This window comes from Clostridium sp. 10cd* (assembly GCF_044336395.1).
Taxonomy (GTDB): domain Bacteria; phylum Bacillota_I; class Bacilli_A; order Erysipelotrichales; family Erysipelotrichaceae; genus Clostridium_AQ; species Clostridium_AQ innocuum.
In genome coordinates this window covers 4,497,516-4,511,788 of sequence record NZ_CP172347.1, presented here as the reverse complement: position 1 = coordinate 4,511,788, position 14,273 = coordinate 4,497,516, and the positions used below count along the sequence as shown (strand labels likewise).

Annotated in this window: 15 protein-coding genes; 14 read left to right on the top strand and 1 reads right to left on the bottom strand. The window is 43.6% G+C overall.

The window, feature by feature from the left end:
- The first annotated feature begins 14 nt into the window (after positions 1 to 14).
- From ACG3M1_RS22415 to ACG3M1_RS22385, 7 genes are all read left to right on the top strand, one after another.
- Positions 15 to 1,979 (top strand): BglG family transcription antiterminator, encoded by a 1,965-nt coding sequence (locus tag ACG3M1_RS22415; protein WP_008816202.1) that lies wholly within the window; start codon positions 15 to 17, stop codon positions 1,977 to 1,979.
- A 74-nt stretch (positions 1,980 to 2,053) separates the two neighbouring features.
- On the top strand, positions 2,054 to 2,509 hold the full coding sequence (locus tag ACG3M1_RS22410; protein ID WP_002606528.1) for a PTS sugar transporter subunit IIA: 456 nt from the start codon (positions 2,054 to 2,056) through the stop codon (positions 2,507 to 2,509).
- 134 nt (positions 2,510 to 2,643) lie between these two features.
- On the top strand, positions 2,644 to 2,955 hold the full coding sequence (locus tag ACG3M1_RS22405; protein WP_002606527.1) for a PTS fructose transporter subunit IIB: 312 nt from the start codon (positions 2,644 to 2,646) through the stop codon (positions 2,953 to 2,955).
- Positions 2,956 to 2,976: 21 nt separating this feature from the next.
- Entirely contained in the window at positions 2,977 to 4,065 is a 1,089-nt protein-coding gene (locus tag ACG3M1_RS22400; RefSeq protein ID WP_395814639.1) for a PTS fructose transporter subunit IIC, read from the top strand.
- Between the two features lie 18 nt (positions 4,066 to 4,083).
- Positions 4,084 to 4,938, top strand: a complete 855-nt coding sequence (locus ACG3M1_RS22395; RefSeq protein WP_008816203.1) for a class II fructose-bisphosphate aldolase — start codon at positions 4,084 to 4,086, stop codon at positions 4,936 to 4,938.
- A 20-nt stretch (positions 4,939 to 4,958) separates the two neighbouring features.
- The gene (locus ACG3M1_RS22390; protein WP_008816204.1) at positions 4,959 to 5,825 is read left to right on the top strand and encodes a ketose-bisphosphate aldolase; all 867 of its coding nucleotides are present in this window, start codon (positions 4,959 to 4,961) and stop codon (positions 5,823 to 5,825) included.
- A 226-nt stretch (positions 5,826 to 6,051) separates the two neighbouring features.
- Positions 6,052 to 7,281 carry an ATP-binding protein gene (locus tag ACG3M1_RS22385; RefSeq protein WP_008816205.1) on the top strand — a complete coding sequence of 410 codons (1,230 nt, stop codon included), beginning with the start codon at positions 6,052 to 6,054 and terminating at the stop codon, positions 7,279 to 7,281.
- Between the two features lie 169 nt (positions 7,282 to 7,450).
- Here the strand turns inward: ACG3M1_RS22385 and ACG3M1_RS22380 are convergent, their stop codons facing one another.
- On the bottom strand, positions 7,451 to 8,557 hold the full coding sequence (locus ACG3M1_RS22380) for a CdaR family transcriptional regulator (protein ID WP_008816206.1): 1,107 nt from the start codon (positions 8,555 to 8,557) through the stop codon (positions 7,451 to 7,453).
- Between the two features lie 122 nt (positions 8,558 to 8,679).
- Between ACG3M1_RS22380 and ACG3M1_RS22375 the strand changes: the two genes are divergently transcribed.
- The 7 genes from ACG3M1_RS22375 (at position 8,680) to ACG3M1_RS22345 (ending at position 14,221) form a co-directional block, all read left to right on the top strand.
- Positions 8,680 to 9,879 carry a glycerate kinase gene (locus ACG3M1_RS22375; protein WP_008816207.1) on the top strand — a complete coding sequence of 400 codons (1,200 nt, stop codon included), beginning with the start codon at positions 8,680 to 8,682 and terminating at the stop codon, positions 9,877 to 9,879.
- Positions 9,876 to 10,658, top strand: coding sequence for an HpcH/HpaI aldolase family protein (locus ACG3M1_RS22370; RefSeq protein WP_009588446.1), 783 nt, complete (start codon positions 9,876 to 9,878; stop codon positions 10,656 to 10,658). The genes ACG3M1_RS22375 and ACG3M1_RS22370 overlap by 4 nt, the downstream gene beginning before the upstream one ends.
- Before the next feature lie 110 nt (positions 10,659 to 10,768).
- Positions 10,769 to 10,939 carry a hypothetical protein gene (locus tag ACG3M1_RS22365; RefSeq protein WP_009588475.1) on the top strand — a complete coding sequence of 57 codons (171 nt, stop codon included), beginning with the start codon at positions 10,769 to 10,771 and terminating at the stop codon, positions 10,937 to 10,939.
- Positions 10,921 to 11,757 carry a 3-dehydro-L-gulonate 2-dehydrogenase gene (yiaK, locus tag ACG3M1_RS22360; protein ID WP_008816210.1) on the top strand — a complete coding sequence of 279 codons (837 nt, stop codon included), beginning with the start codon at positions 10,921 to 10,923 and terminating at the stop codon, positions 11,755 to 11,757. Before ACG3M1_RS22365 ends, yiaK begins: the two co-directional genes overlap by 19 nt.
- Before the next feature lie 214 nt (positions 11,758 to 11,971).
- On the top strand, positions 11,972 to 12,709 hold the full coding sequence (locus ACG3M1_RS22355) for a GntR family transcriptional regulator (RefSeq protein WP_002606518.1): 738 nt from the start codon (positions 11,972 to 11,974) through the stop codon (positions 12,707 to 12,709).
- A 46-nt stretch (positions 12,710 to 12,755) separates the two neighbouring features.
- Positions 12,756 to 13,472: a hypothetical protein gene (locus tag ACG3M1_RS22350; RefSeq protein ID WP_395814636.1), complete on the top strand. Its 717-nt coding sequence runs from the start codon at positions 12,756 to 12,758 to the stop codon at positions 13,470 to 13,472.
- Positions 13,469 to 14,221 carry a class I SAM-dependent methyltransferase gene (locus tag ACG3M1_RS22345; protein WP_395814633.1) on the top strand — a complete coding sequence of 251 codons (753 nt, stop codon included), beginning with the start codon at positions 13,469 to 13,471 and terminating at the stop codon, positions 14,219 to 14,221. The genes ACG3M1_RS22350 and ACG3M1_RS22345 overlap by 4 nt, the downstream gene beginning before the upstream one ends.
- Positions 14,222 to 14,273 lie beyond the last annotated feature (52 nt).

The following is a 14,273-nucleotide window of genomic DNA, read 5'->3' as shown; positions in this document are numbered from 1 at the left end:
TACAGGAGGTGTCTATGAAGTCTGAAAAAGAAAATTACTATATTAAGGAAATACTGAAGATACTGGTACAGGGCGATATCGTCGCAACAGGTAAAATAGCTTCCATGATTGCTCTTTCGGAAAAGGCAACCAGAAATAAGCTGGAGCACCTGCAAAACTATTTACAGGAGAATCAGCTAGGCTCCATTGAAAAGAAGCCGCGTGTCGGAATCTGGCTGAATATGGACGAGCAGCAGAAGGAAAAAATGCTGCGGCTGCTGGATGGTGCCGAGCACTTCAGTGTAGGCTATGATGCAACACAGCGGGTAAGAGAAACACTGCAGATATTCTTTCGTATGATGCCCAGAGAAACCATCACAACACAGAAGCTGGCAGAGGAGCTGTATCTCAGTCCGCCAACCGTATTGAAGGTGATGAAAGACTGTGAAAAATGGCTTGCTCCGTATGGCATTGAAATCAACAACGAACGAAGCCGCGGCTGTTCACTGAAATATGATGAAACAAGCTATCGAATCGCATTAAAGGACTATATCATGCTGGATCATGATCTGGATGAAACACGCAGACAGACACAGGACTTTTTCTCCAGTATCGATATCGATTTAATAAAGAAAGCGATTATTGAAACGGAGAACGAATGGAATTATCGTTTCACAGATACTTCCTTTTACGAAATACTCATTTACTGCTGTCTGGCATATCAGCGTAAGGATTTCAGTACACCGCTTCGCATCGCACAGGAGGATCAGGAAATCCTGGAACGCTACAACGAATATCCGTTTACCATCGCTATCTTCAAAAAGCTGCATGAGAAGATGCATGTGATCTTCTCCAACGAGGATGTCATGTTTCTGGCAACGCAGATTTTATGCTCGAAATTCATCGGCATCAACAATGCGGTGGATATGATTTCCAATATCTCAAAATATGATCAGAAAATACTGAATTTTATTGATGAGATGCTGGTTACGATTGGAAATATTCTGGAAGTGGATCTGACAAATGACAGCAAGCTGCGGGAAAGTCTCATCTTCCATATGCGACCAACCATATTCCGTCTGCGTTACGGCTCTCCACAAAGCAATTCGCTTGTGAATTTCATCAAAACCGAATACAAGACGGTCTTCCGTGCGGCCTGGTCGATATCCATGATGTTTGAGAACACCTTCGGTCTGCAGATTACAGAGGATGAGCTCGGCTATATCGTGCTGTATATACAATCAGCACTGGAAAGACGAAATCAGCGCTACAGTGCCATTCTGCTTGCGGAAAGCAATCTGGGACACGCACAGCTGCTAAGCGAGCGGATTCGCAAAACCGTACCGGAAATCAGCAGTCTGAAGGTTATCAGTCATCATGATTTCAAGCTGTATGAGCATCCGGATGAGGATATCATCATAAGCTCCAAGCTGTTAAAGGAAACAGACAGACGCATTATCGTCATACCGAACCTGTTAAGTGATACGGGGATCGGGATGCTTCGCAGCTTCATGGATAATCTGAATCTTCGGGTATCGGAGGAAATCAATCCATTTGAGCCGATCTGCTTTCAGCTGTTCTCTCCTGAGCTGATGTTCATCAATACGTCATTTGATACGAAGGAAGAGCTGTTGAAGTACATGTGTGAGCGCATGGAGCTGAAGGGCTATGTGACAGGAAAATTCTATGATTCCGTCATGGAGCGGGAAAAAGCGACAACGACGAGTATCGGAAACCGTGTGGCACTTCCCCATGGAGCCATGAGTGAAGTGAATGAATCCCATGTCGCGATTGCAGTATTACCGGAACCGATTGTCTGGGATGATGACCGGGTGGATGTGATCTTCCTGCTGGGCTTTAAAATGTCCACACATGAGGAAATCCGAAGAATACAGTCATTCTATAAGCAGTATATATCGCTGATAGAGACAGATGAAAAGGTGAAAATCATACGCAGTAAAAAATCGAATCTGGAGCTGTATCGCTATCTGATACAGTAGTCGACAGAAGTATACGCGATCAACATGAAGATTTGCAATGTTATATCATAAAAAAATACGAGGAGGAACATGATATGCAACTAATAGATGTATTGGATGAGAGAATCATCGACTTAAACGCAGAGGCGGCAAATAAGGAAGAGGTATTAACATTACTCGCAGGAAAGCTGAAGGATGCAGGCTATATCGCAGATGTGGAGGCCTTCAAGAAGGATATCTATCTGCGCGAGAGTGAAGGAACAACAGGAATCGGCAATTATATCGCTATTCCGCACGGAAAAAGTGATTCTGTGACACAGGTCGGTATCGCAATTGCAAAGCTGAAGCATGAAATTGAATGGGAGACACTGGATGATAAGGGCGTCCGTCTGGTTTTCCTGTTTGCGGTAAGCAATGATCATGAGTATGCACGCAACCACATGCTGCTGCTGGCGGATATTGCCAGAAAGCTGGGGAATGATGAGGCAGTCGAACGTCTGCTGCAGGTAGAGAATGTAGAAGAATTAAAGGAGATATTTGCAGGAAAATAAAAAGTACCACATTTATCTTCCCATCTGTTTCAAAGGAAAGAAAAAAAGGGCAGTATTAAAAATACCACAATGAATCGGAAGGAATGTCGGAAACATTTTATAATATAGACAGTTAAAGAAAGGAGGACGTACAAATGAATATCGTTGCAGTTGCAGCTTGTACATCCGGAATCGCTCATACGTATATCGCAAAAGAAAAGCTCATTCGAGCTGCGGAAGGTATGGGACACACAATCCATGTGGAAACACAGGGAACGATCGGTACTGAGGATGAATTAACAGCGGAACAGATCAAAGCCGCAGATGTTGTCATTCTTGCCATTGACATCGCCATTACAGGTACGGAGCGCTTTGAGGGGAAAAAGACAGTAAAGGTTCCTACCAATGTGTGTGTGAAGGCACCGAAGCAGCTGATTCAAAAAATTGAAGCAGAATTAAACAAATAAAGAAAGAGAGGAAAAAGGATTATGAAAAAATTTGGTGCTGAGCTGAAACGCCATGCCCTCACCGCCATCTCCTATATGCTGCCGCTGGTAGTTGCTTCCGGTCTGCTGATCGCTATCGGAAATCTGATGGGTGGAGAGGTAGTTACAGATTTAAGCAAGATGACGATTCCTAGTGCATTGACATCACTCGGTGTATTGGGAATGGGTCTTCTTCCATCATTTATCGCAGGTTATATTTCTTATTCAATCGCAGATCGTCCGGGTATTGCTCCAGGTTTCCTGATGGGGCAGCTTGCTTCCTTCCTGGGTGCCGGCTTCCTGGGCGGTATGGTCGGAGGCTACATTGTCGGTTATATCGCATTGTTCATCAGAAAGCATCTGAAGGTTCCACACTGGGCAGAGGCACTGATGCCGATGATGATCATTCCAACATTATCTTCCATCATTGCAGGATTACTGATGTACTTTGTAATCGGTACACCAATCGTATGGTTAACAGAAGGTCTGACAAACTTCATCACAGGTTTGGATCAGAGCTCCAAGGTTCTGTACGGCTTTATCATCGGTGCCCTTGGATGTCTGGACTTCGGCGGTCCGATCAGCAAGGTTCCGAATCTTATTTGCGACGGGTTACTGCTGGAAGGAATTCTGGAGCCGGAAGCAATCAAGGTGCTTGCAGCCATGGTTCCGCCACTTGGAATCACCTTATCCCTTGTTATCTCTAAATTCATCAAAAAACGCATCTATACATCGACTGAGGTTGAAAACATCAAGGTTGCCTTCCCGATGGGACTGTGCATGATTTCCGAGGGTGTTATCCCGATTGCTATGAATGACCTGATTCGTACGGTTATCTGTACCTCCATCGGCTGTGGTGTTACAGGCGCTATCAGCTTTACTCTGGGTGTGGGAAGTGCCGTGCCATCCGGCGGTGTCTTCGTTATCCCGGCCATGACCAATCCATTCGCAGCCCTGCTCGCACTGCTGGCCGGTACGTGTGTGACAGCTGTTCTGCTGGTACTTATCAAAAAGAAGAGAACAGACGCTGATGAAGTTCAGGTGGAAGAGGTCGAAGAGGAAATGGATCTTTCCGGCATCACATTCTCATAAAAAGAAAGAGGGATCGCAATGTATGTATCAATGAAAGGCATGTTGCAAAGAGCCAACGAAGGAAATTATGCAGTCATGGCAATCAACTGCTTTAATATAGAAACAGCAAGAGCTGTCATAAGTGCAGCGCAGGATTTAAGAGCTCCCATCATTGTGAATATCGTTCAGGAGCATATGGTGAATCACTGTGACAGCGAGCTGATTGCACCGATCGTAAAGCTGCTGGCACAGCGGGCCAGTGTTGAAGTTGCATTAAATTTCGACCATGGGGAAGAAATCGGATATTTGAAAAAAGCACTTCATGACGGATATTCCAGTGTCATGGTGGACGCCTCCCGCTATGATCTGGAAGGCAATATCAAAATGACAAAGGAAATTGTAGAATTTGCCAGACAGTTTGATGCATCTGTTGAAGGGGAAATCGGATGCATGGGTGGTAGTGAAGGCGGCAATTATACAAATGATGCCATGAAGACAGACCCGCAGCAGGCATTGCGCTTTGCGAAGGAAACCGGCATTGATGCGCTGGCAATCTCCTTTGGCTCCTCTCATGGCAACTATCCGGAAGGCTATGTTCCAGAATTTGACTTTGAACGTCTAAAGGAAATCAAGGAGCTTACCAAAATGCCGCTGGTTCTGCATGGAGGTTCCGGCTCCGGGGATAAAAACATAGAAAATTGTGTAAAATACGGTATTAACAAAATCAATGTCGGCTGTGATTTCATGAATGCCAATGTTGACAGTATCAAAAAGCATCTGGAAAAAGATCCGAACATCAATTACTGGGTCATGATGCATCAGGTTGAAATTGATAGTCGCGAGATTATCAGGCATTACATCAGATTATCAAAATCGGAAGGAAAATCCCTGTAAGGGAAGAAGGAGCTAAACTTATGTTAATGAATATGAAGGATTTACTTGCAGTTGCACAGAAAAATCATTTTGCAATACCTGCATTCAACATCGGAAGCGATCAGCTGTTAAAGGTTGTTATGAAAAAAGTAAAGGAATTAAATTCACCGGTTATTCTGGAAATGAGTCCGGATGAATTTAACTTTGTAGGAGATGCACAGATTCAGGCTATGATTTATGAAGCAGCACAGACCGATGTGCCTGTATGTATCCATCTGGATCACGGGGATTCCTATGAAACAGCAGTACGCGCCATCCGTGCAGGTATGACATCTGTTATGATTGATGCATCCACACTGCCTTATGAGGAAAATGTTGCAGTTACGAAAAAAGTAGTGGAAACCGCACATATCGCCAATGTATCCGTTGAGTCAGAATTAGGAACCATCGGTACAACCGGTAATTCAATTGAGGGCGGAACACAGGGTGTTATCTATACGGTTCCTGAAGAAGCAAAGCAGTTCATTGAGGACACAGGAATTGATACCTTTGCCGTAGCTATCGGTACAGCTCACGGAATTTATCCAAAGGATATGAAACCGGAGCTGCGTATTGATATTCTGAAAGACATTACCAGCAAGGTGGATGTACCACTGGTACTGCACGGCGGATCCAGCAATAAAGACGAAGAGATTGCAGCAGCAGTTGATAATGGCATTTGTAAAATCAATATCTCCAGTGATATCAAGGTTGCATTCTATACACAGTGCCGCAAGACTCTGAATGAAAATCCAGGTTATCGTGAACCTCTGGAAATCTATCCGGAAGCAATGGAAGTATGTGGAAAAGTCGTTGAGGAAAAGATTCGTCTGTTCAAATCGAATGACAAAGTGAAATATTACTACTAAGATCAAAAATAATTTCTTATAAAGATGAAAAGGGATTGGTTCAAGCGATGGAACCAGTCCTTTTCATATAATAAAGCAACAGGAAAGAGAATGGTGATGACAGGACTCTTTCATGGGTATACTTGAAAAGGAGCTTTTCATACGGATTTTTTATATTTGAAAAAAGAAGAAATTAGTGTTATTATGAAGTTGAACTTAAAATATGTGCGAAACGAGGTGACTGTTCATGTTGAAAAGGGCTATAAAACCACATGTAGTAAAAGCTTTGGATATGTATCCTGTTGTAATTTTAACCGGATCAAGGCAGGTGGGGAAATCTACACTTGCTTATGAGTTCGTGAAAGAAAAGGGCTTTGCGTACGTGTCACTTGATAATATTGATCAAAGAAAGCTTGCAATTTCTGATCCTAAGTATTTCCTACAGCAGTTTGACACGCCGCTGATCATAGATGAAGTGCAGTATGCTCCGGTTTTATTTGAAGTGATAGAAGAAATTGTAAACAGAAAGAGACTGGAAACTGGTAATGCCAATGGAATGTATCTGTTAACAGGATCACAGGCGTTTCATTTAATGAAAAATGTAACACAGTCCCTTGCAGGAAGAGCCAGTGTTATTCAAATGGTGCCTCTGGGGCTGGATGAAATTCTGGGTAGAGAAACTTTACCGTTTGTACCTTCAAAAGATCGCATAGCAATGTATCAGAAAAGTATAAAAATAAGTGTAAAAGATGTATTTGAACTGATTACAAAGGGTATGTATCCGGAATTATATCGGACAGATCAAGCGGTGCCTGACTATTATGAGAATTATGTGAATACGTACATTGACAGAGATATCAGTGAACTGATACACCTAAAGGATAAGCTGAAATTTCATGATTTCCTTCAATATCTTGCTGCTCTTACAGGTCAGCAGATCAATGCTTCTGACCTGAGCAGAAAACTGCAAGTAAGCAGTAACACGATACAGCATTGGCTTTCTATATTGGAATCTACCGGTTTGATATATTTTCTACAACCGTATAATGATATATCCATAACGAAGCGTGTTGTAAAATCAAGTAAGGTGTATTTCAGTGACACAGGTCTTGCAGCTTACCTGATAAAGATGAATTATCCCGAAACTCTGCGTATTTCCAATTTATCCGGTGCTTTCTTTGAAACATTTGTAGTGAATGAAATAAGAAAAACCTTTTTAAATAATAAGGAGCCGTTTCATGCATATTATTATCGGGATAGTAAACAAAATGAAATTGACCTTGTCCTTCTTTATAAAGGAAGGCTTTCACTCATAGAAATAAAACAGGGTGTTTCTTTTCAAGCAAGTGATGCAAAGGGATTTGATCAGTTGAAATCGTCGCTATATCAGATTGAAAATCGTATTATTCTGTGTAATACTCTGGAGAATTATCCAATCAATAGGGATGTTCAAGCGGTAGCTTTAAACAGCATATAAGCCTGTTGATTATAGATTAAGTATGATAAGACTTTCACCTGTGATAATCGAACCAGAAGTGAATATAAAGATATGAACAGATTACCCACAAGAATAAAAGCACGCAGGAACTCCAAAGAGTCAAGGCGTGCTTTTCTCATAAATATCATTTGCATGAACAGGTTTTCGTTTAGGAATGCGGTGTATTTTGCTGAAATTGGTACAGCACAACAGCAAGCTTCAGCAGCACATAATCATGAAGGCTTCTCGGATCCAGACCGGTCTGCTTGCGTATTTGCAGAAGCTTATACTGAAAGGAGTTCCGATGCATATTGCAGGCTTTTGCACAATGAAGAATGCTGCCGTTATGCTCCTCGTACAGGGATAAAACCATCATGATTTCCGCAATTCGCTCAGCACTGCAATCCTTGAATAGATGCTTCAGGAAATATGCTCTCTCCAACTCATCGATATGCGGCAGCAGCATACCGACCCCGATATCCTCATAACAGGAAACCCTGTGCCCGCTGATCCCGCTGCCCCAGAGGGCAGCTGTTTTTGCTCTGCTATACGAAAGCGGCAAATCGCTGATTTTCTCAGTCACAGTGCCGATTCCCCAGAAAATCGCATGCGGACATATCTCCCGGATACTTCCGATCCACTGATGGATATACATCCTGTTCTGTGCAGGGATAATGAAAATCAGCTCCTGCACATACAACGCCTTTTTCTCAATATAGGTGGAAAAGGGAATAGCCTCCAGCAGACGGTGTATACGGTCGATCTGCTCATCCTTCAGCTGTCCGTCAATCTTTGCACATACAATCAGTCTTGGACTCCTTTGTGTCAGATTGTCATTTTGAAATAAGGATTCATTCTCAAAATTCCCGCTCAGCACACGCTCAATCAGAATCCTGTCACTGGAACGCTTCTGATGACGGATGTCACGATAATATGCATCCTTGACAAGAATCTGTGTCATCTTCTGCAGGATTTTCGCATAGCCGATAACATCCTGTTCCTCACCTGTAATGCCAATCACACCGATAATTTCATCATCAAAGAATACCGGCATATTGATTCCCTTACGTGCACCGTAATATTGTGTATCGTTTTGCACGCTCAGCTGCTCGCGGTTTCGAATAACACTGAGCGCGCCGGTATGCAGACGATGCATACGCTTTGGATCTGTACTGGCGATAATCAGACCGTCCGCATTTATGAAATTGATTTCCTCAGGGATGACTTCATGGATATTATCAACGATAATCTTTGCTAGCTCTTCAGAAATTTTCATAAGTTCTCCTGTTCTATATCACAAAAATATGTAATAAAATCATGGTTATATTTGTATTATAACACATATGATTATTCCTATCTGCATATAAGAATTATATTGTAAGGGGAAAGGAGATGAACATGAACGTTCTAATAGCGATGGATTCATTCAAAGGCGCGCTGTCCTCTGAACGAGCAGGAAAGGCTCTGGAAAGAGGAATCTTGCGGACAAGCGGACATCAGACGACGGTTTGCAGTGTAGCGGATGGAGGAGAGGGCAGCGTCCATGCACTGGCAGCCTGTGTAAAGGGGGAATACAAGACATGGCAATGCCGGGATGCCTTTCATCAACGAATAACCGTGCGCACACTGCTGTTTAAAGAGGGGGAAAGCCTGTGCTGTGCTGTGGAGGCCGCGGATATCTTCGGGCTGCATAACTGCGAGGTTTCCAGTGCCACTGCTGCCACTGCATCAACCTATGGACTCGGTGAGCTTCTTAATCAGCTGCACGGCCATGCGATTCACAAGGTACTGCTGTTTCTCGGCGGAACAATCACAACCGATGGTGGTCTTGGTGTCCTACAGGGACTGGGCATCAGGCTGTATGACCAAATGGGAAATGTGCTGCCTGACGATTGCAATCCTCTGTTTGCTTTTGATCACTGGGATGAAGAAGCCTTTCAGACCGTAAGAAAGAAGCTCGGTGATATGAAGCTTCTTGTAGGCTGTGATGTTTGTGCACCACTGTATGGAAAAGAGGGCTGTGTGCTTACCTATTCTGCACAGAAGGGGGCAAATGCCATGCAGATGCACAAGCTTGAACAGCAGCTTCATCTACTGGAGCAGCGAAGCGCAAGAAATCTTATGCAGGAAGGCTGCGGTGCAGGTGGCGGCTGTGCTGCAGGACTGCACATACTCGGTGCGGAATTAACCTTTGGCTATGAGCTGATCAACCGTTATGTCCGTCTGGAGCAAAGACTGCATACAGCAGATCTGGTGATTACGGGAGAGGGACAGATGAATCATCAGACCCTGCAGGGAAAGCTTCCGATACGTATTGCGCAGGCAGCGAAGAAGGAAGGCATTCCTGTGCTTGCCGTATGCGGGCAGAGGGAAGTGGATTGTATAGCACTTACTACATATTTCCAAGGCATTTTCACCATACAGCAGGGAATCTATCCACTCCATGAGGCACTGGCACATACAGAGGAATATCTGGAGGAAACCGGTTACCAGCTGATGCGTCTGATTACCATGACAGCAGGGATATCGCACACAGTGTTAAAGAATCAAAAAGTAACGATAGCAGAAGAGCTCTGCAGGAAAGGAAAAACAATATGATAAATCAGTTAAGAAAGAAATTAATGGAAAAAGAAGTTATCGTCGCAACCCGTATCGATTTTACATGGCCGCAGCTTATTGAAATCATCGGCAGCAACGAGCTGTATGATTATGTGGAATTCCTGGCGGAATATGCCCCATTTGACCATTACGACCTGGAGAACATGGCACGCGCAGCAGAGCTGCACAATATTTCCATGATTATAAAGCCGGACTATCACAATCGTATATATGTGGCGCAAAAGGCTATGGCATCCGGTTTTGAGGGAATCCTGTTCACCGATCATACAACAGCGGCAGAGGTGAGAGAGACCATCCGGCAAATTACACCGGCTACACCGGATGGAGGCGCTCTTGGCTTTGTGAACAGACGCTGGATACGCAATGCCAATCTGTCCAGTCAGATGGATTACGCACGGGATGTTTGTGATATCGTTAAGGGCTTTATGATAGAAAAGGTTGAGGCAGTACACAATCTGGAAGAGATTTGTCAGGTGGAGGAGGTCGATTTCCTGCAGTTCGGTCCTGCTGATTTCTCCATGAATTCCGGGTTTGACAAAAGCGTACATCCGGATGAGGTCAAAGAGGTTGAAAAATATGTAATCGAAACAGCACTTCGATATGGAAAACGCATCCGTGTAGAAATACGGAATGCAGCGGATGCGGCCTATTATTATGAGCTTGGCGTTCGTGATTTTGCACTGGGAACAGATTTGCGTATCCTTAAGGATTTTTATAAAAATGAAGGAGATCAGCTAAAGGAAATCATCATGGGCTGACAGCCGTGCTCGTTTAAGAGCAACTAAGAACATAGAGCGAGTACATAGAACCAAATATGGAAACCAGGAAACGCAACAATCAAAGTACCGTGAGGAGGAATGAACTTATTATGCGTGTAAGCTATGATACAATGCTGCAGGAATTCAAACGTGTGTTAATGAAGAAGGGGTTTCAGGAGGACAGAGCAGAGGCTGCTGCGGCAATCTTTGCACAGAATAGTCTGGCAGGGGTCTATTCGCATGGACTGAATCGGTGGAGTATTTGGAGAAGGGAGAAATAGATTCTGATATCAAGGCAACCTGTGAGCTACAGCTTGAAGCGTATGAACGCTGGAACGGACATCGCGGTTTTGGTCCCCTGAATGCCAGACAGGCTATGGAAAGAGCCTGTGAGCTGGCAAAGCAGTATGGCATTGGTATGGTAGCACTGGCCAATAACAATCACTGGATGCGTGGTGGGAGCTATGGGCTTCAGGCAGCGGATGCCGGGTGCATCGGTATCTGCTGGTCAAATACAAAGCCGAATATGCCTGCATGGGGTGGTGAGAATCAGAGAATCGGAAATAATCCACTGGTATTTGCAATTCCGCGCAGCAATGGGCAGCACGTTGTAATCGATTGTGCAATGTCTCAGTTCTCCTGTGGAAAGATAGAGGATTACAGGCTGAAGGGCTTGCAGCTTCCGGTACCTGGCGGATATGATACCAGCGGACAGATTACAAGGGATCCCGGTGAAATATACAAAACAAAAAGAGTGCTGCCCATGGGCTTCTGGAAGGGGAGCGGGATTTCGATTGCACTGGATATGATCGCAAGTGTGCTGACAGCCGAGAATGCGGTGCATACAATCGGGACCTTTGAAGATGAGATAGGACTATCTCAGATGATGATTGCCATAGACCCATCGAAGGCAAATACTGAAGAGCAGACCGATGCCATTGTGGATGGTATCCTCGCTTATATCAAGGCATCCAAGCCGATCGATGAAGCAAGGCCTGTTTTATATCCGGGTGAACCGGAATGGCGAACAATGGAGGAGCATAGGAAAAACGGGATTCCTGTTATTGAAGAAAAATGGAATAAGGTTCTTGCAATGTGATGTGAGAGAAGCTTCTTTAGGTCCAATCGTTGTGTGATGGGCCTTTTTCCATACTGTAAAGTGAGTATGATATCTTTGCTGATAGGAAATAAATATACACTATGAAGGATGCTTTGTATAGACAATTGCTACTCAAGATATATTATCCTGTAAGGTACATACAAATACTGATTTATTTGTTATAATAGGATTAACATACAATGAGGTGAGGTAAATGAAAGAGAGTAAGCCTAAATATTTGGAAATTGCAGATGCGATTCATCAGGAAATACGACAGGAAATATATAAGCAGGGAGATAAACTGCCCGTTGAGCGGGAGCTGCAGGAGCGCTTTGGCGCAAGCAGAATGACCATCCGACATGCCCTGCAAAAGCTGGAGCAGCAGGGAGTGGTACGCATTGATCGTGGCCGTGGTGCGTTTGTAATGGATTTGATGATTCAAAGAAGCAAGGAAATACTGGGCGTTACAGAACTCATGGAGCGAAAAGGATTGAAATGCCATAGTAAGGTGCTGCATCTGGAAAGGATAAAACCGGATGAGCATATACGTGAGGCAATGAATCTGAAGGAAACGGATGAAGTCTATTTTCTGCATAGGATCCGTTATGCGAATGATGAAGCAATCGCTGTAGAATATGCGCATATCAATGCATTATACTGTCCGGGTCTTGAAATGTTCAACTTTGAAAGCTTTTCTTTATATGATGTTTTCTATGAGCATTATCACCTGGATTTATCATGGGCAAGAGATGACATTCGTGCTGACAGCATTCGCGGTGAAGACGCACATATTCTGTTGCAGGCAAAGTCAGGTCCTGCTCTGATTGTTTATAATACGGCGTATGATTTGAATAATAATCCAATCGAATATACAAAAACCATTTACAACTATAAGATGTTTACTTATACGGTTGTAAGTACGGAAACTTCAAAAAAATATAAAAACAAATAGGCTGAAAGACACTGTACAGTGTCTTTTTATCGAAGGGGGTATGTGTATGAAAAGTACAGAGGAGCAATTGCGAAAGCGGGGAAAGGCATCATTGGATGATATAGAAGAGCTGTCATCCTTGGAAGTGAAGAAGCGTATACTTTTGCTATCACATGAAGCGGCATGGATAAGAAGTGCCGCAGCAATCAGTCTGAAAAAAGATGTGGAGCAGGCTGCTGATGAGCTTCTTCAGCAGCTGGAAAAGGAGAAGTGCTTATACACGCGGATAGCAATTTGTGAAACGCTTGAGGCAGGTGATCAAAGAACAGCTGAAAAAATGGCTCTGTATCTGGGAAGGATAGGGACAAACCAGTATAAAACAGTTCCCGAGACAGTATCCGCAAAAAAATCCTATCCACTTCCGCGGGATATTATAGCGCGCTGTATGGGAAAAATGAATCCATGTACAGCCTCTGTTTTAGTAGCTGTTACAGAAGGTGACGATAAAGCAAAAGTAAGTGAGGCTTTGGACGCTATAGGGTTTATGGCCTTTTATCACCCGGATATCGCTTCACCACAAATCTGTGATTCACTTTTGCAGCTGGCTGAAAAATGGAAGAAAGACTCTTTGATTCTGTGGAAGCTGCTTCTTTGCATGTCTGCCTTTACCTGTGAAAAAAGTGAAGCGTTTGTTCAGGCATATGCAGAAAAAAACGGCATTTTGAAAATACAGGCGGAGCGGTCACGAAAAATCATAGAGGAAAGAAGGAGGAATGTGAAATGACGCAAAATATTTTCGATAATGATGAATTTTTTTCTGCGTATATGGATTTACGTCTGCATAGGAAAAACTATAATGATTTTATGGAGCAGCCAAAGATGCAGGAGCTGATGCCGGATAGTAAAGGTAAGGCGATATTGGATATCGGATGTGGTTATGGGCATAACTGTCTTCATTTTGCAGAAAACGGCGCTGCACATGTAACCGGGATAGATATCTCAGAAAAAATGCTGAAAGAAGCAAGAAGAAACTATGCACATCCTGTAATTACATATATGCGAATGGATATGGCGGAGCTTGGCACCTTAAACAATAGCTATGATCTTGTGTACAGCTCTCTAGCCTTTCATTATGCTGAAGATTTCCCTGCCCTGGTACATGATATTTATAAGCTGTTACGACCGGGTGGCATCCTTCTGTTTTCACAGGAGCATCCAATTATAACTGCGACCTATGATGGAAAGGGTCACTATAATCACGATGAGCATGGAGATTGCATTTCCTATACCTTTTCTGATTATGGAAGGGAAGGAAAGAGGAGCGGCTTCTGGTATGTCGACAATGTGGAAAACTATCATCGCATGATGGGAACCATCATCACCACGCTTGCACACACTGGTTTTTTTGTAGAAGATATGGTGGAAACGCTGCCGGATGAACATGCGCTGCAGGAATGTCCGGGTATGATAAAAGAGTTTATCAAACCAAGCTTTCTGATTGTTCGGGCGAGAAAAATGACAAGAGAAATGTGAGGGTAAAGAAATGATTGCTTACGACGCCTGATAAAATGACTTGAGCTGGGCA

Coding starts and splice junctions, on each gene's coding strand:
- ACG3M1_RS22365 (WP_009588475.1), top strand. CDS start 10,769: ATGCGTGTAAGCTATGATACAATGCTGCAGGAATTCAAACGTGTGTTA.
- ACG3M1_RS22415 (WP_008816202.1), top strand. CDS start 15: ATGAAGTCTGAAAAAGAAAATTACTATATTAAGGAAATACTGAAGATA.
- ACG3M1_RS22400 (WP_395814639.1), top strand. CDS start 2,977: ATGAAAAAATTTGGTGCTGAGCTGAAACGCCATGCCCTCACCGCCATC.
- ACG3M1_RS22355 (WP_002606518.1), top strand. CDS start 11,972: ATGAAAGAGAGTAAGCCTAAATATTTGGAAATTGCAGATGCGATTCAT.
- ACG3M1_RS22345 (WP_395814633.1), top strand. CDS start 13,469: ATGACGCAAAATATTTTCGATAATGATGAATTTTTTTCTGCGTATATG.
- ACG3M1_RS22410 (WP_002606528.1), top strand. CDS start 2,054: ATGCAACTAATAGATGTATTGGATGAGAGAATCATCGACTTAAACGCA.
- ACG3M1_RS22375 (WP_008816207.1), top strand. CDS start 8,680: ATGAACGTTCTAATAGCGATGGATTCATTCAAAGGCGCGCTGTCCTCT.
- ACG3M1_RS22405 (WP_002606527.1), top strand. CDS start 2,644: ATGAATATCGTTGCAGTTGCAGCTTGTACATCCGGAATCGCTCATACG.
- ACG3M1_RS22395 (WP_008816203.1), top strand. CDS start 4,084: ATGTATGTATCAATGAAAGGCATGTTGCAAAGAGCCAACGAAGGAAAT.
- ACG3M1_RS22380 (WP_008816206.1), bottom strand. CDS start 8,557: ATGAAAATTTCTGAAGAGCTAGCAAAGATTATCGTTGATAATATCCAT.
- ACG3M1_RS22350 (WP_395814636.1), top strand. CDS start 12,756: ATGAAAAGTACAGAGGAGCAATTGCGAAAGCGGGGAAAGGCATCATTG.
- ACG3M1_RS22390 (WP_008816204.1), top strand. CDS start 4,959: ATGTTAATGAATATGAAGGATTTACTTGCAGTTGCACAGAAAAATCAT.
- ACG3M1_RS22385 (WP_008816205.1), top strand. CDS start 6,052: ATGTTGAAAAGGGCTATAAAACCACATGTAGTAAAAGCTTTGGATATG.
- ACG3M1_RS22370 (WP_009588446.1), top strand. CDS start 9,876: ATGATAAATCAGTTAAGAAAGAAATTAATGGAAAAAGAAGTTATCGTC.